Source organism: Pseudomonas artemisiae (assembly GCF_057128685.1).
The window spans coordinates 167,162-182,672 of sequence record NZ_JBSKHS010000008.1; the positions used below are offsets into that span (position 1 = coordinate 167,162).

Genomic DNA, 15,511 nt, shown 5'->3' on the forward strand with positions numbered 1-15,511 from the left:
CAATCGCCGCTTACACTGGAACCCCCGAGGGCCTTCCTGGGTCAGGCGGGGTCGCGCAAACTACGCAAATCGACCTCGCTCATGATTCGTTGGAGCACCTGTTCGATGGACAGCTCGGTAGAGTCAAGCTGTATAGCGTCCGCGGCAGGCTTGAGTGGCGCCACGGCTCGCTGGGTGTCGCGCTCGTCGCGCAGACGTATCTCATCCAACAGACTCGCCAGACTAACATCATCGCCCTTTGCCTTCAACTGCAAGTAACGACGGCGGGCGCGTTCGTCCGCGCTGGCGGTAAGAAATATCTTCAGGGGCGCATCAGGAAACACCACCGTTCCCATGTCTCGCCCGTCGGCGATCAACCCTGGGAGCTCGCAAAACGCCTTCTGGCGCTCGAGCAATGCTTCGCGCACCGCGGCAATGGCCGCCACCTGTGACGCCCCGGCACCCACCTGCTCATTGCGAATGGCCTGGGACACATCATCCCCCTCAAGGACGATACGGTCCACCCCGTTGCCGGTTGCCGCGACGAATTGCACATCCAGGTGCTTGGCCAGCAGCACCAGCGAGGCTTCGTTGCTCCAGGAAACGCCGTGGTTGCTCGCAGCGAAAGCCAATAGCCGGTACAGTGCGCCGGAGTCGAGCAGGTTCCAGCCCAATTGTTCGGCAAGCTTGCTGGCAACGGTGCCCTTGCCCGACCCGCTAGGGCCGTCGATGGTGATGACTGGAATGTGAGCATTCACAACAAACCCTCTTCTAAGACATGCCCCTCACGCGCCCTTGGCGCTGAAGAACCGTGAACAAAAACAAGCCGGCAACCGGTGACGCGGGCTACCGGCGCGGATGATACCCCTATCTATGTGACACCGGCAGTCACACCGCCAAGACACGGCGCTATGGGGTATCAATGTCGGCATTAGGCACGTGGGGTTTGGCTCTATCGGCCAGGATTTGCCCAAAATGCTCCCGGGCCATGCGAGCGCGCTTGAACACACTGAGCAATTCTTCGCTGTCGCGCGCCTCAACCGCCTGGCGCAGCGCGTCGAGGTCGGCGCGATAGGCATCGAGTTGGCGCAACACAGCGTCGCGGTTGGCCTGGAAGATGTCGTGCCACATGACCGGGTCGCTGCCAGCGATGCGGGTAAAGTCCCGGAAGCCGCCTGCGGCGTAACGAAAAATCTCCAGGCTTTCATCCCGCCGCGCCATGGAATCAACCAGGTTGAACGCCAGCAGGTGAGGCAGGTGGCTGGTCGCCGCCAGTACCTCATCGTGGCGCTCGACCTCCATGTGTTCTACATCCGCGCCCAGCGCTCGCCATAGCATGTCCACCACGGCCAGCGCCGCAGGGTCCGTCTCGGCCAAAGGCGTAAGGATTACCTTGTGCCGCTGGAACAGGGCGGCATTGGAAGCCTCTACCCCGCTACGCTCGGAGCCTGCGATAGGATGGGCAGGCACCAGCCGAGCCAGGTGCCCTGGCAAGGCAGCCCGGGCCGCGCGGACGATATTGCCCTTGGCGCTCCCAACGTCAGTGATAATGGCGTTTCCCAGGTCCAGCTTCGCCAACAGCCCAAGCACCCGCTCCATGGCCAGGATCGGCACTGCCAGTTGGATAACGTCCGCACCCACGCAGGCCTGCGCCAGGCTCTCCTCGCAGCGGTCGGTTACGCCTAGCTCCACCGCGCGGGCGCGCGAACTGGGGTTCAGGTCCACCCCCACCACCTCGCGGCACAGCCCGCTGGCCCGCAGCCCTTTGGCAAAAGAGCCGCCAATCAGGCCGAGGCCGACCACGACCAGGCGGCCGATCAGGGGCGTGGGCGCCGAAGTGTTTCGATTCAACATGAGGGTTCCGAAAAGCCTTGGCCGCGACGGCAAGCCCGCCGCGTTCCGGGTTATACGAGTGGCTGAATGCCCACTGTGGGCAAGGTTAGAGCACAGCCTTGGGATAGGAGCCCAGCACCTTGAGGGCGACCGCTTCGCCGCTGATGCGCTCGAGCACCGCCTTGATCAGCGGGTCCCGGTGATGACCCACGAAGTCGATAAAGAAGACGTACGTCCACTTCCCGCTTCGCGAAGGCCGGGTTTCGATGCGGGTAAGGTCGATATTGCTGTCATGAAACGGCATCAGCAGTTCATGGAGCGTGCCAGGCTTGTTTTGCATGGAGACAATGATCGAGGTTTTGTCGTCCCCGGTTGGCGGGACTTCCTGGCTACCTATGATCAAAAACCGTGTGGCGTTATCCGGGCGATCTTCGATCTTCTCAGCCAGGCGATCCAACCCATACAGGCCAGCCGCCATGTCCCCTGCGATGGCCGCGGAATTCCACTCTCCCTTCACTCGCTTGGCCGCTTCGGCATTGCTGGATACCGCCACGCGTTCCACGTTGGGGTAGTGGGCATCCAGCCATTTACGGCACTGGGCCAGGGATTGGGCGTGGGAGTAGATGCGCGAAATACTGTCGGTTTTGGTGTTGGGGCCAATGAGCAGATGGTGGTGGATGCGCAATTCCACCTCGCCACAGATCACCATATCGTGCTCAAGGAAGCTATCAAGGGTGTGGTTCACCGCGCCTTCGGTGGAGTTCTCCACCGGCACTACCCCGAAATTCACCGCCCCCGCCACTACTTCGCGGAACACTTCATCGATGGCGGCCATGGGCTGGCTGATCACCGCATGGCCGAAGTGCTTCATGGCAGCGGCCTGGGTGAAGGTACCCTCAGGGCCCAGGTAGGCTACCTTTAGCGGCTGCTCCAGCGCCAGGCAGGTAGACATGATCTCGCGGAACAGCCGAGCCATCTCTTCGTCGCCCAACGGCCCCTGGTTGCGCTCCATCACCCGCTTGAGCACCTGGGCTTCCCGCTCGGGGCGGTAAAACACCGGCTGCTCGCCGGCGGCCAGGGTAGCCATTTTTACCCGGGCCACTTCCTGAGCGCAGCGAGCCCGGTCACTGATCAGTTCGAGAATCTTCTCGTCGAGGCTGTCGATGCGCAGGCGCAGCGCCTTGAGTTCCTGATCAGACATCAGCCATGCTCCTTCTCGAATGCTGCCATGTACGCGACCAAGGCTTCGATCGCATCCAAGCCCAAGGCGTTGTAGATGGAGGCGCGCATGCCGCCTACAGAGCGGTGCCCCTTGAGGTTGAGCAAACCGCGCGCGTCGGCGCCCGCCAGGAAGGCCGCGTCGAGCTTCTCATCGGCCAGGCGGAAGGGCACGTTCATCCAAGAACGGGCTGCGGGCGCGATAGGGTTGCTATAAAAATCGCTGCTATCGATAAAGCCATAGAGCCGGTCCTTCTTGGCGCGATTGCGTTGCTCCATGACCGTTACCCCGCCCTGCTCCTTGAGCCATTCGAACACCAGGCCAGAAAGGTACCAGGAGTAAGTCGCCGGGGTGTTGTACATGGAGCCGTTATCCGCGGCTACCTTGTAGTTGAGCATGGTGGGGCAACTGGCGCGCGCATTGCCGAGCAGGTCTTCGCGCACGATCACCACCACCAGGCCGCTGGGGCCGATGTTCTTCTGGGCACCGGCGTAGATCAGGCCATAGTCGGCAACATCGATTGGCCTTGAAAGGATGTCCGAGGACATGTCCACTACCAAGGGCGCATGGACCTTCGGCGCCCAGTGAAACTCCAGGCCGCCGATGGTTTCGTTGCTGGCGTAATGAATGTAGGCCGGGTTATCGCTCAGTTGCCATTCGCTTTGGGCTGGCAGGTCGAGGTAATCCAGGCGCTTGGCGCTGGCTGCCACATTGACCGTGCCATAACGGCGGGCTTCATCGATGGCCTTGCGGGACCAGATACCGGTGTCAATGTAATCGGCCACCCCCCCTTCGGGGAGCAGGTTCAGCGGGATTTCCGCAAACTGCTGGCTGGCGCCGCCTTGCAGGAACAGCACTTTGTAGTTATCCGGGACAGACAGCAGGTCCCGCAAGTCTTGCTCGGCCTTTTGCGCCACGGTGGTGTAATCCGCCCCGCGGTGGCTCATTTCCATCACGGAAAGGCCCTTGCCATGCCAGTCGAGCATCTCCGCCTGGGCGCGCCGTAGAACGGCTTCGGGCAGCGCGGCTGGACCTGCGCAGAAATTAAAGGCTCGCTTGCTCACATCCACTCTCGCTCTACAAAGGGCTGACTATCTTTGCATCGCCGGGCACGAACGCCCGGCTGCCTGACCGGCTTACTCGTCGATTGGCTCTTCGCCAGTATCACCCAGGTGGTCCGCTGGGGTTTCCAAGGTCTCTTCGGGCGCTTCGGCCAACTCTTCCACCCTGCTGGCGGCGAGGGCGTCTTCGCTCTCGAACAGCTCCACTTCTTCCTCGGATGGCTCCTGCACCCGTTCCAAGCCCACCAGTTTCTCGTCGGTGGCGAGCTTGATCAGGGTCACGCCCTGGGTGTTACGGCCCAGGCTGGACACTTCACCCACGCGGGTGCGCACCAGGGTGCCCTGATCGGAGATCAGCATGATTTCTTCGCCTTCCAATACCTGCACGGCGCCCACCAGGCGGCCGTTGCGGTCGTTGCTGACCATGGCGATCACGCCCTGGCCGCCACGGTTGTACTGGGGGAACTCGGCGATGGCGGTACGCTTGCCATAACCACGCTCGGAGGCGGTGAGGATTTCGCTGCCCTCCTCCGGGATGATCATGGAGATCAGGCGCTGCCCTTCGGCCAGGCGCATGCCGCGCACGCCACGGGCGGTTCGGCCCATGGGGCGCACGTCGGCTTCGTTGAAACGAGTTACCTTGCCAGCGTCGGAGAACAGCATCACTTCGCGCTCGCCATCGGTGATGGAGGCTGAGATGAGCACGTCGCCTTCATCCAGTTCCAGGGCGATCAGGCCCACGCTGCGCTGACGGCTGAACTGTTGCAGTGGTACCTTTTTCACGGTGCCGTTGGCGGTAGCCATGAAGATAAAGTGCCCTTCGGTGTACTCCTCCACCGGCAGCATGGTGGTGATGTACTCACCTTCGCTGAGCGGCAGCAGGTTCACCAGCGGCCGGCCGCGGGCGGCGCGTGACGCTTCGGGGATTTCATAGGTTTTGAGCCAGTACACCTTGCCCTTGCTGGAGAACAGCATCAGGGTGGTGTGGCTGTTAGCGACCAACAGGTGGGAAATGTAGTCTTCGTCCTTCACGCCCGTGGCGGACTTGCCCTTGCCGCCCCGACGCTGGGCCTGGTAAGCGGCCAGCGGTTGGGTTTTGGCATAGCCACCGTGGGAGATGGTCACAACCCGGTGCTCTTCGGGGATCATGTCGCCAAGGGTGAGGTCCAGGCGGGCATCGAGGATTTCGGTGCGGCGCGCGTCGCCGTATTCAGCACGGATCAGCTCAAGCTCTTCACGGATCACTTCCATCAGCCGCTCGGCGCTGCTCAGGATGCGAATCAGCTCGCCAATCTGGTTGAGGATTTCCTGGTACTCGGCCAGCAGCTTCTCGTGCTCCAGCCCGGTAAGGCGGTGCAAGCGCAGGTCGAGAATGGCCTGGGCCTGTTCCGGCGACAGGAAATACTTGCCGTCGCGCATGCCGTACTGCGGGTCCAGGTTCTCTGGGCGGCAGGCATCGGCGCCAGCGCGCTCGACCATGGTCATCACCGCCGAGGACTCCCAGCCCGTGGACACCAAGGCCTCCTTGGCCTCCGACGGCGTGGGCGAGGCCTTGATCAGGGCGATCACTGGGTCGATGTTGGACAGCGCAACGGCTTGCCCTTCCAGGATGTGCCCACGCTCGCGGGCCTTGCGCAGTTCGAACACGGTACGGCGGGTGACCACTTCGCGGCGGTGGCGCACGAAGGCTTCAAGCAGGTCCTTGAGGTTCAACAGCCGCGGACGGCCGTCGATCAGGGCCACGATGTTGATACCGAACACTGCTTGCATCTGGGTTTGGGCATAGAGGTTGTTAAGAATGACCTCAGGTACCTCGCCGCGCCGCAACTCGATCACGATGCGCATGCCGTCTTTGTCCGACTCATCGCGCAACTCGGTGATGCCTTCGAGCTTTTTCTCTTTTACCAGCTCGGCGATCTTCTCGATCAGCCGTGCCTTGTTGAGCTGGTACGGCAGCTCGGTCACTACGATTTGTTGACGCCCGCCTACCTTGTCGATGTCTTCGACGGTGGAGCGCGCGCGCATATAAATGCGGCCACGGCCGGTGCGATAGGCCTCGATGATGCCCTGGCGGCCGTTGATGATGGCGGCGGTGGGGAAATCCGGCCCGGGGATGTGCTGCATCAGCTCATCAATGGTCACGTCCGGGTTGTCGATCACTGCCAGGCAACCGTCTAGCACCTCGCCCAGGTTGTGGGGTGGAATGTTGGTGGCCATGCCCACGGCGATACCGCTGGAGCCGTTGACCAACAGGTTGGGCACACGGGTGGGCATGACTGCAGGGATTTGCTCGGTACCGTCGTAGTTCGGTACCCAGTCCACGGTTTCCTTGTGTAGGTCGGCCAGCAGCTCATGAGCCAGCTTGGTCATGCGCACTTCGGTGTATCGCATGGCCGCGGCGTTGTCGCCGTCCACGGAACCGAAGTTGCCCTGGCCGTCTACCAGCAGGTAGCGCAGGGAGAATGGCTGGGCCATTCGCACGATGGTGTCGTAGACCGCGGTATCGCCGTGGGGGTGATATTTACCGATGACGTCACCGACCACACGGGCCGATTTCTTGTAGGGCTTGTTCCAGTCGTTGCCAAGCTCGCTCATGGCATAAAGAACCCGCCGATGCACTGGCTTCAAGCCATCGCGGGCGTCGGGCAATGCGCGCCCAACGATTACGCTCATGGCGTAGTCGAGGTACGACTGCTTGAGCTCGTCTTCGATATTGACCGGTAGGATTTCTTTGGCCAGTTCGCCCATGAGAAGCCTGATTCCTTAATGTAATGAAACTCAGCCGAGCCAGCATTGGCCCGCGATACACACAGCGACTTGCGCTTCACAAACCCTGCATAACGCTGGAATAAGCGCCAGCCTCTAAACCGCTGGATGTTACCACGATGGGCGCCAGGGGCCTATCCCAAAGAGGGCTTTGGAGGAGAAGGCGCAAGCAGATAAAGCGCCCAGGCGAGCGCTGAGAGGGCCAGGCAGTTTTTACAACAGCAAGACTTGGCAATTTTGACGAGGGGCCGGGAAACCATTGCAGGAGCCAGCGAAGCTGGCGATTGGGCTAGTTATGCCCATGGTAATTACGGGGCAAACGCATTCGCCAGCTTCGCTGGCTCCTACAAAAAGCGCGTTCAGTGCAAGCGCTTGCGGCACATCAGCTGGTTCATCTTGGCGGTATCAGGGCGTTCCACCACGCCCTTCTCGGTAACAATGGCGTCGATCAGGTCAGCGGGGGTTACGTCGAACACGGGGTTGAAGGCGTCTACGTCCGCGCCAATGCGGGTGCCGCCTACTTCCAGCAGCTCACTGCCGGCACGCTCTTCGATCGGAATGTCGTCGCCGCTTTCAAGGCTCATGTCGATGGTCGAGCTTGGCGCCACCACCATAAAGCGCACGCCGTGGTGCATGGCGTTCACCGCCAACTGGTAAGTGCCGATCTTGTTGGCCACATCACCATTGGCGGTAATACGGTCGGCGCCTACGATCACCCAGGTAATACCCTTGGTTTTCATGATATGGGCCGCCGCGGCGTCGGCGTTCAGGCACACCGGGATGCCTTCGTTGGCCAATTCCCAGGCGGTAAGCCGCGAGCCCTGTAGCCAGGGCCGAGTTTCATCGGCATATACCCGCTCTACCATGCCTTCGAGCCAGGCACCGCGGATCACCCCCAATGCCGTACCGAAGCCGCCGGTTGCCAGGGCACCGGTGTTGCAATGGGTGAGCAAGGCCTGCTCGCTGCCCTGATGCTTGCGGATCAGGTCCACGCCCAGCTGGGCCATGGTAAGGTTGGCTTCGCGGTCGCTCTGGTGAATGTCTACCGCCTCGGCTTCCAGGGCGGCCAAGGGGGATTCCCCCGCGCGCAGGCGGCCCAGGCGGTCGCGCATGCGATTGAGTGCCCAGAACAGGTTGACCGCCGTGGGTCGGGAATCTGCCAGCAAGGCAATGTCTGCCGCGACTCCAGCCTGCCAGTCGCCACCGGCCGGCAACCGCTGCGCGGCAGACAGCACAACGCCATAGGCGGCGGCAATGCCAATGGCCGGCGCGCCTCGCACCACCATGCCGCGGATGGCGTGGGCAACGTCCACGGCGGTGGTGTGCCGTACCCAGGTTTCAGCGGTAGGGAGCAGGCGCTGGTCGAGCAGGAACAATGCACCGTCGCGCCAGTCGATCGCTTTTACCTTCTCTGCCGCCAAAAGCCGATCGCGCATGCCACACCCCACTCAAGCTACCAAAGCGGCCGATTATACCGCCCCCCCGGGAAAGACGCTCGGGTATACTTGCCGCTCTTGTTCCTCTCATCGGAAGCCCCCATGCCCAACGCCCCAACGCTAGACCTTTTGCTGCTACCAACCTGGTTGGTGCCGGTGGAACCGGCGGGGGTGGTGTTCAAGGATTATGCGCTGGGTATTCGTGATGGCTTGATCGACTTCATCGGCCCTCGGGCCGACGGCATCGCCCGCTCGGCCTTGGAGGTTCGGGAACTGCCCGGCTGCCTCCTGGCCCCTGGCATGGTCAACGGTCATGGTCACGCCGCCATGAGCCTGTTCCGAGGCCTGGCCGACGACTTGCCGTTGATGAGCTGGCTGGAAGAGCACATCTGGCCCGCCGAAGGCCGCTGGGTCGACGAAGCCTTTATCCGTGACGGCATGGACCTTGCCATCGCCGAGCAGCTCAAAGGCGGCATCACCTGTTTCGCCGATATGTACTTCTTCCCTAAAGTGGCCGCCGAGCGCGTGCACCACAGCGGCATGCGCGCGCAAATCTCCATTCCAGTGCTGGATTTCCCCGTACCCGGCGCCCGCGACATAGACGAGGCCTTACGCCAAGGCATCGCCCTGTTCGACGCGTTGCGCGACCATCCGCGTATCAGCCTGGCATTCGGCCCACATGCGCCGTACACCGTGGGCGATGAAAACCTAGAAAAAGTCCGCGTACTGGCCGACCAGCTGGACGCACCCATCCATATGCACGTGCACGAAACCGCTTTCGAGGTTCGTCAGGCCGTGGAGAAAACCGGCGAGCGGCCCTTGGCCCGGCTGGCGCGGCTGGGTTTGCTGGGGCCGCGTTTCCAAGCGGTACACATGACCCAGGTCAACGACGAAGACCTGGCACTGCTGGTGGAAAACAACTGCAGCGTGATGCATTGCCCCGAGTCGAACCTCAAGCTTGCCAGCGGTTTTTGCCCGGTGGAGCACTTGTGGCAGGCTGGCGTGAACGTGGCCATAGGCACCGATGGCGCCGCCAGCAACAACAACTTGGACCTGCTAGGCGAGACCCGTACCGCTGCCCTGCTAGCCAAGGCAGTGGCAGGCTCGGCCACCGCGGTCGACGCCCACCGAGCATTGCGCATGGCTACCCTCAACGGTGCCCGTGCCCTGGGCCTGGAAGCAACGATCGGTTCACTGGAACTGGGCAAGGCCGCGGACATGGTCGCGTTCGACCTCTCTGGGATGGCCTTGCAGCCTGTCTACAACCCAGTGTCTCAATTGATCTACGCCGCCGGGCGCGATTGCGTGAAGCATGTATGGGTCGCCGGCCAGCCGTTATTGGAAAACGGCCGCCTCATGGGCTTTGACGAAGCCACGCTCATCGCCCAGGCCCAAGCCTGGGGTGAGCATATCGGTGCTGGCGATGCCCAATGAACGCCCTCTTTTTATTTAGTTTCAAGGATCGCCCATGAGTAACGTCGACCACGCTGAAATCGCCAAATTCGAAGCCCTTGCCCACCGCTGGTGGGACCGAGAAAGCGAGTTCAAGCCTTTGCATGAAATCAACCCGCTGCGGGTGAACTGGATCGACGAGCGCGCCAACCTGGCCGGTAAGCGCGTGCTGGATGTTGGCTGTGGCGGTGGCATCCTGAGCGAGGCCATGGCCCTGCGCGGCGCCACCGTGACCGGTATCGACATGGGCGAAGCGCCTTTGGCGGTGGCAAGGCTGCACCAGTTGGAATCGGGTGTGGACGTTACCTACCGGCAAATCACCGCCGAAGCCCTGGCCCAGGAAGCGCCCGGGCAGTTTGACGTGGTTACCTGCCTGGAAATGCTCGAGCACGTGCCAGATCCCTCTTCGGTCATTCGTGCCTGCGCGCGCATGGTCAAGCCCGGCGGCCAGGTGTTCTTCTCTACCATCAACCGCAATCCCAAGGCGTACCTGTTCGCCATCATCGGCGCTGAATACATCATGAAGCTGTTGCCCCGTGGCACCCACGACTTCAAGAAATTCATCCGCCCTTCCGAGATGGGCAGCTGGAGCCGTGATGCCGAGCTTCGGGTACGGGACATGATCGGCCTGACCTACAACCCGCTGACCAAGCACTACAAGCTCGCTCAGGATGTGGACGTGAACTACATGCTGCAAACCGTACGGGAGGGTTGATCATGCGCCTGGACGCAGTGCTCTTCGACATGGACGGTACCTTGCTGGACACCGCGCCGGATTTCGTTGCGGTGTGCCAGGCCATGCTCGCCGAACGCGGCCTGCCCGCGGTGGACGACCAACGCGTACGCGATGTGGTTTCCGGCGGCGCTCGAGCCATGGTCACCGCCACCTTTGGCCTGCCCCCTGAGGCATCAGAATTCGAGGCCTTGCGCCTGGAATTCCTGGACCGTTACCAACAAGCCTGCGCCGTGCACACTCGCCTTTACGATGGCATGCAAGCGCTGCTTGCCGATATCGAAAAAGCCGGCCTGCCTTGGGGCGTGGTGACCAATAAACCGGTGCGCTTCGCCGAGCCGATCATGCAGCGGCTGAACCTGGCGCAGCGTTCCCGGGTGCTGATTTGCCCTGACCACGTCACTCGCAGCAAGCCGGACCCTGAGCCATTGGTGCTAGCGTGCAAAACCCTGGGGGTGGACCCATCAAAGGTGTTGTTCGTGGGCGACGACCTGCGTGATATCGAATCGGGCCGCGATGCGGGTACCAAAACCGCTGCGGTGCGCTACGGCTATATTCACCCGGATGACAACCCCAATCACTGGGGCGCCGACTTGGTCGTGAGCGACCCCTACGAGCTGCGCGAGGTGCTGGACCGCGCCCTCCGCGTTGCTGACACCCGCGGTGGAGAAAGCTGATATGTTCGACTATAAAGCACCGCCTCAACTACTAACCGGCCGGGTGATCCTGGTCACCGGCGCTGGCCGTGGCATAGGCGCGGCGGCGGCACGCGCTTATGCCGCCCATGGCGCTCAGGTCATTTTACTGGGCAAGACCGAGGCCAACCTGCGCGCCGTGGCCGCGACCATCGTCAAGGCTGGGCACCCGGAGCCATTGGTGTACCCACTGAACCTGGAAACGGCCACTACGGCGCACTACGAAACACTCGAAGTGCGCATCAAAAACCAGTTCGGGCGCCTTGATGGCTTGCTGCACAACGCTTCTCTGCTAGGCCCACGGCTTACCCTGGATGAAATCCCGGATGCCGACTTCGCTCAGGTAATGCAGGTGAACGTGAACGCCACCTTTATGCTGACCCGCGCCCTGCTGCCGTTGCTGCGCCGCTCGACTGATGCGTCCGTTGTCTTTACGTCCAGCAGCGTGGGCCGCAAAGGCCGCGCTCAGTGGGGCGTGTATGCGGTATCGAAGTTCGCCACCGAGGGCTTGATGCAAACCCTGGCCGATGAGCTGCAAGGCACTTCGCAGATCCGTGCCAACAGCCTGAACCCAGGCGGCACCCGCACCGAGATGCGGGCTGAGGCGTACCCGGACGAAAACCCCGAGCGTAACCCCACGCCAGAGGACATCATGCCGGTGTACCTGTACCTTATGGGCCCAGACAGCACCGGCGTGAATGGTCAGGCGTTCGACGCCAGGTAAGCACCTCCCACGCGTCTCAACACGTAGCAGCCTGGCTTGCCAGCGACCTGGCCGCCGAGCAAGCCCGGTCGCAGCCAAGGCTTGCTGCTACGCGATTTGCGGCTTCAACCCACGTATCCCCATCCACGTAGCCGCCAGCCCTTAGGCGATCGCCTGCTGCTTGCGCTGCATCTTTTCGTGCTCCAACGCCATGCAACGCTCCAGGAACAGGAACATGTAGTCGTAGCTCTTGCAGATCGCGCGGCGCAGTTCGGTTTGCAACGTCTGGGAGGGGTTGTTGCCGGCCAGGGTGCAAATGATCTCCAAGGCTTCCCAGGGGTGCGCGTCATCGTACTGAGCATGCATTTTCAGCCACTTCATGGCGCGCTTACGGGTTTCCTCTGGGAAGGCATTGGCGTAAACGTCGCTGGAGCACACCACTGCTGACCACTCGCCCGTGGCACCCTCGATGGCGTAGTTGGTGGCGGCCATGGCAATCACCAACGAGTCGGTGGCACAGGTTTGCCAGCACCAGTGGCTAAGCGATTGCAGTTCCGGCGGCACGTCCTGGGCTTGCAGGTCGTCCAGGGTCACGCCGTGGGCCGCGCACCAGTTCACCCAATAGTCGGCGTGGTTAAGCTCTACGCGGATGTTACGCATCAGCCAACGGCGCGCCATGTCCTCGCCCGGGTGCCGACCAAAACGGGTTTTGGTGAGGTTTTGCGCCATGTACAGCGAGAACTGCTCGACCACCGGCCACCCGCCAATCAAGTACTGGCGCATGGTAACGGCGCTTAGCATGTTATCACGCAGGCGCTGGTACAGCTCATGCTGCACCACCCGGCGTTTGGCGTAACTACAATCGCGCAGCAGTTGCTGAGCCCATGCCGGGTAACTGGTGGCCTCCATGAGCGGGCCGGTACGGGTAAAACCTAATTCAGCTACATCATTCATCGACAACTTCCCTTCTGTTGGTGAAAAACTACCGCCGGCTTATCTCCGGTTTAGAGGGCTAACCGCCTGGCATACCCAAAGCAGCGGTCACATCGGCGTGCCTTGTGAGCGAGCCTGGTTGCTACGTTGACGCATTCCATTCAGATGCCTTGAGGCGTGGCACGGGCTTTATCAGCGGACCTTAAACTCTCAGCGGTGAACAACCGTGGGCGCTCGATCAAATAGCCCTGGGCGTAGTCCACGCCAATTTCCTTAAGCGCCTGCTCGATAAGCGGCGTTTCCACGAACTCGGCAATAGTACGCTTGCCCATCACATGGCCGATATGGTTGATCACCTCGACCATGGCGCGGTTGATAGGGTCGTCCAGCATATCCTTGACGAAGCTGCCGTCGATCTTGAGGAAGTCCACGGGCAAGTGCTTAAGGTATGCGAAGGACGACATGCCCGCGCAGAAATCATCCAGCGAGAAGAGACACCCCAGCGCCTTGAGTTCGTTGATGAAACGAATGGCGCTGCCCAAGTTGGAAATGGCGCTCGTCTCAGTGATTTCAAAGCAAATCAGATGGGGCGCGATGCCGAACCGGCGGAATTGTTCACGCAGATAATCCAGGAAATCGTCATCGCCGATACTGATCCCGGACAAGTTGATGGCACATACGGCCAAAGGCTCGTCTCCACCGTCATCCATCGCCTGGCGAATGATCGCGAACACGCTCTTTACCACCCAGCGGTCCAGGGCGGTCATCAGGCCATAACGTTCGGCGGCGGGGATAAAGGAATCAGGCAGGATCATACGCCCGTGTTCGTCATGCAGGCGCAGGAGGATTTCCACATGGCGTGCATGCCCTGCTTCGCGCATAGGGCTAGACAACTGGGCGATTTCCTGGCCGTAGAGGGTAAAGCGGTCTTCTTCCAAGGCCAGGCGCAGGCGTTGTATCCAGGCCATTTCGCCGAAGCGCGTGGACACTTCGGTGTCGTCGGCGTGATACACCTGAACCCGGTTGCGGCCCTTCTCCTTGGCCATGTAACAGGCCATGTCCGCGGCACGCAGTGACAACTCCAGGGTGGCCGGCAGTAGATCCAGATGCACCAGCCCGATACTGACAGAGGTCATGAACGGCCGGCCCTTCCACACAAAATGCAGGCTGTGCACGCTCTCGCGCAGGTGCTCGGCAATCCGTTCGGCCTGGTCGGCGGGGCAGTCTTCCAGCAACACCCCGAACTCGTCGCCGCCCAGGCGGGCCAGGGTGTCAGATTCGCGCAGGCCCGATTGCAGCACCGCGCAGATGTGGCGCAACAGCTCATCCCCAGCGGCATGCCCACAGGTGTCGTTGACCAGCTTGAATTGGTCCAGGTCCAGGAACATCAGCGAGTGCCGGCCCTTGCCGTTGGCCATGCGCCCCAGGGCTTGCTCCAGGCGGTGCTCGAACTCCCGGCGGTTGGCCAACCCGGTCAGGGCATCATGGCTGGCTTGCCAAGACAGGTTGGCAATGTACTGCCGCTCCTGGGTCATGTCGTGCAATACCAGCACCGCGCCACTGATGCGCCCGTCGGTTTCAATGGGCGCGCCCACCAGCGTGACCGAGACTGTACTGCCATCAAGCCGCTGAATGAGCTTGGCGTGCTCGCTACCGCCTTTGAGCTGCCCGTCCAAAATGCGCTCGATCAGCGTAAAAGGATCTTGTTCGGCGTGCTCGTCCAGTAGGTTGAACAAGGCTGAGAGCGGCAGCCCCGCCGCGTGCTCGGCCTTCCAATGAGTGAGTTGTTCGGCGGCCGGGTTCATATAGGCAATGGCGCCGGTAACGTCGGTGGCGATCACACCATCGCCGATGGAGGCCAGGGTGACCTGGGCGCGTTCCTTTTCCAGCTGCAGGGCCTCGGCCATGCTATGGCGCTGCACCAACAGCTTGCGGGTGATCCACAACGCCAGCACGATCAGCACGAAGGTGGTGATCAGGTTGGTGGCGATCAACAAGCGCTGCAGCACCCGGGTACCTTCGCCCAAGGCATCACTGAAGGCCTTCTCCGCAGGCGTTACGGCGTCGTTGAGGCTGAGGATTTGCTTCTTCCACTGGGTCATGGCCTCGTCCGAGGCGGTGCCAGCGATAATCGCCGAATGCATCAAGCGGGCGATGTCATCAAGCTCGTTCAGGTAGGCATCACCGATGGTCCACAGCTCGATGGCCCGGGAGAAGTATGAGATATGCCGGAAATTGAGAAACAGCCAGATCACGCCATCGAAGTCATCCGGGTGGTTACCCCCTTGCTGCAGGCCGTGACGGGCCAAGGCCAGATCAGGGTCCGGCTGTTCGAGGGCCAGGCGCAATTCACGGCTGCCCTCGGGCACCGCCATGGCTTCCCGGTACTTGCGAAACGCCTGTTCATCACGATTGTCAGCGTAAAGGCTCAGGTAAAAGATCGCGTCTTTCTGACCTTTGGACCACAGGCTTTCTCCGGCAACATACCCACGCACGGCGCTGAGCGCATACAGGCTGATGCAGCCGAGCAGCGCCAGCAACATCACCACGGCGATGAACGGCCAGGCAATGCTGATAAGCCGAGGGGTTTCCGGTGTCCGTGTCTGCTTCATTTGATCCCTTGCGCAACAGAAGCGGTACAGGGCCCTTGTGGGCCTGGCACTATTCGGCGCAGCGCAGCCAGCGTTAATTAGCGTCGCTT

Annotated in this window: 11 protein-coding genes and 1 pseudogene; 4 read left to right on the forward strand and 8 right to left on the reverse strand. The window is 61.7% G+C overall.

The features are described 5' to 3' along the window. Positions 1 to 41: 41 nt before the first annotated feature. From cmk to mtnA, 6 genes and pseudogenes are all read right to left on the reverse strand, one after another. Positions 42 to 737 (reverse strand): (d)CMP kinase, encoded by a 696-nt coding sequence (gene cmk / locus ACWKV4_RS11880; protein ID WP_483832274.1) that lies wholly within the window; start codon positions 735 to 737, stop codon positions 42 to 44. 166 nt (positions 738 to 903) lie between these two features. After that, positions 904 to 1,833: pseudogene (locus ACWKV4_RS11885) on the reverse strand (prephenate dehydrogenase/arogenate dehydrogenase family protein); the annotation flags it as partial. A gap of 85 nt (positions 1,834 to 1,918) precedes the next feature. Next, the gene (gene pheA, locus ACWKV4_RS11890; protein WP_483832275.1) at positions 1,919 to 3,013 is read right to left on the reverse strand and encodes a prephenate dehydratase; all 1,095 of its coding nucleotides are present in this window, start codon (positions 3,011 to 3,013) and stop codon (positions 1,919 to 1,921) included. Continuing rightward, positions 3,013 to 4,095, reverse strand: a complete 1,083-nt coding sequence (gene serC, locus ACWKV4_RS11895; RefSeq protein WP_483832276.1) for a 3-phosphoserine/phosphohydroxythreonine transaminase — start codon at positions 4,093 to 4,095, stop codon at positions 3,013 to 3,015. The genes pheA and serC overlap by 1 nt, the downstream gene beginning before the upstream one ends. 72 nt (positions 4,096 to 4,167) lie before the next feature. Further along, positions 4,168 to 6,840, reverse strand: coding sequence for a DNA gyrase subunit A (gene gyrA / locus ACWKV4_RS11900; protein WP_483832277.1), 2,673 nt, complete (start codon positions 6,838 to 6,840; stop codon positions 4,168 to 4,170). Between the two features lie 377 nt (positions 6,841 to 7,217). Then, entirely contained in the window at positions 7,218 to 8,294 is a 1,077-nt protein-coding gene (mtnA, locus tag ACWKV4_RS11905; RefSeq protein WP_483832278.1) for an S-methyl-5-thioribose-1-phosphate isomerase, read from the reverse strand. Between the two features lie 102 nt (positions 8,295 to 8,396). Between mtnA and ACWKV4_RS11910 the strand changes: the two genes are divergently transcribed. Genes ACWKV4_RS11910 through ACWKV4_RS11925 form a run of 4 tightly spaced genes read left to right on the forward strand, consistent with a single transcriptional unit; the run spans position 8,397 to position 11,898 of the window. Beyond that, the gene (locus tag ACWKV4_RS11910; RefSeq protein WP_483832279.1) at positions 8,397 to 9,728 is read left to right on the forward strand and encodes a TRZ/ATZ family hydrolase; all 1,332 of its coding nucleotides are present in this window, start codon (positions 8,397 to 8,399) and stop codon (positions 9,726 to 9,728) included. 34 nt (positions 9,729 to 9,762) lie between these two features. Then, positions 9,763 to 10,461, forward strand: coding sequence for a bifunctional 2-polyprenyl-6-hydroxyphenol methylase/3-demethylubiquinol 3-O-methyltransferase UbiG (gene ubiG / locus ACWKV4_RS11915; RefSeq protein WP_483832280.1), 699 nt, complete (start codon positions 9,763 to 9,765; stop codon positions 10,459 to 10,461). Positions 10,462 to 10,463: 2 nt separating this feature from the next. After that, a complete protein-coding gene (mupP, locus tag ACWKV4_RS11920) occupies positions 10,464 to 11,156 on the forward strand; it encodes an N-acetylmuramic acid 6-phosphate phosphatase MupP (protein WP_483832281.1) in 693 nt (230 codons plus the stop codon). A gap of 1 nt (position 11,157) precedes the next feature. Further along, positions 11,158 to 11,898: a YciK family oxidoreductase gene (locus tag ACWKV4_RS11925; RefSeq protein ID WP_483832282.1), complete on the forward strand. Its 741-nt coding sequence runs from the start codon at positions 11,158 to 11,160 to the stop codon at positions 11,896 to 11,898. A 141-nt stretch (positions 11,899 to 12,039) separates the two neighbouring features. Here ACWKV4_RS11925 and ACWKV4_RS11930 read toward each other — a convergent pair whose 3' ends face one another. Continuing rightward, on the reverse strand, positions 12,040 to 12,831 hold the full coding sequence (locus ACWKV4_RS11930) for an iron-containing redox enzyme family protein (RefSeq protein ID WP_483832283.1): 792 nt from the start codon (positions 12,829 to 12,831) through the stop codon (positions 12,040 to 12,042). Positions 12,832 to 12,971: 140 nt separating this feature from the next. Beyond that, positions 12,972 to 15,422 (reverse strand): EAL domain-containing protein, encoded by a 2,451-nt coding sequence (locus ACWKV4_RS11935; RefSeq protein ID WP_483832284.1) that lies wholly within the window; start codon positions 15,420 to 15,422, stop codon positions 12,972 to 12,974. Positions 15,423 to 15,511: the final 89 nt, after the last annotated feature.

Excerpts from the sequence above, each read along its gene's own strand:
- gyrA (WP_483832277.1), bottom strand. The coding sequence starts at position 6,840 with ATGGGCGAACTGGCCAAAGAAATCCTACCGGTCAATATCGAAGACGAG.
- ubiG (WP_483832280.1), top strand. The coding sequence starts at position 9,763 with ATGAGTAACGTCGACCACGCTGAAATCGCCAAATTCGAAGCCCTTGCC.
- pheA (WP_483832275.1), bottom strand. The coding sequence starts at position 3,013 with ATGTCTGATCAGGAACTCAAGGCGCTGCGCCTGCGCATCGACAGCCTC.
- mtnA (WP_483832278.1), bottom strand. The coding sequence starts at position 8,294 with ATGCGCGATCGGCTTTTGGCGGCAGAGAAGGTAAAAGCGATCGACTGG.
- ACWKV4_RS11930 (WP_483832283.1), bottom strand. The coding sequence starts at position 12,831 with ATGAATGATGTAGCTGAATTAGGTTTTACCCGTACCGGCCCGCTCATG.
- ACWKV4_RS11925 (WP_483832282.1), top strand. The coding sequence starts at position 11,158 with ATGTTCGACTATAAAGCACCGCCTCAACTACTAACCGGCCGGGTGATC.
- ACWKV4_RS11910 (WP_483832279.1), top strand. The coding sequence starts at position 8,397 with ATGCCCAACGCCCCAACGCTAGACCTTTTGCTGCTACCAACCTGGTTG.
- ACWKV4_RS11935 (WP_483832284.1), bottom strand. The coding sequence starts at position 15,422 with ATGAAGCAGACACGGACACCGGAAACCCCTCGGCTTATCAGCATTGCC.
- mupP (WP_483832281.1), top strand. The coding sequence starts at position 10,464 with ATGCGCCTGGACGCAGTGCTCTTCGACATGGACGGTACCTTGCTGGAC.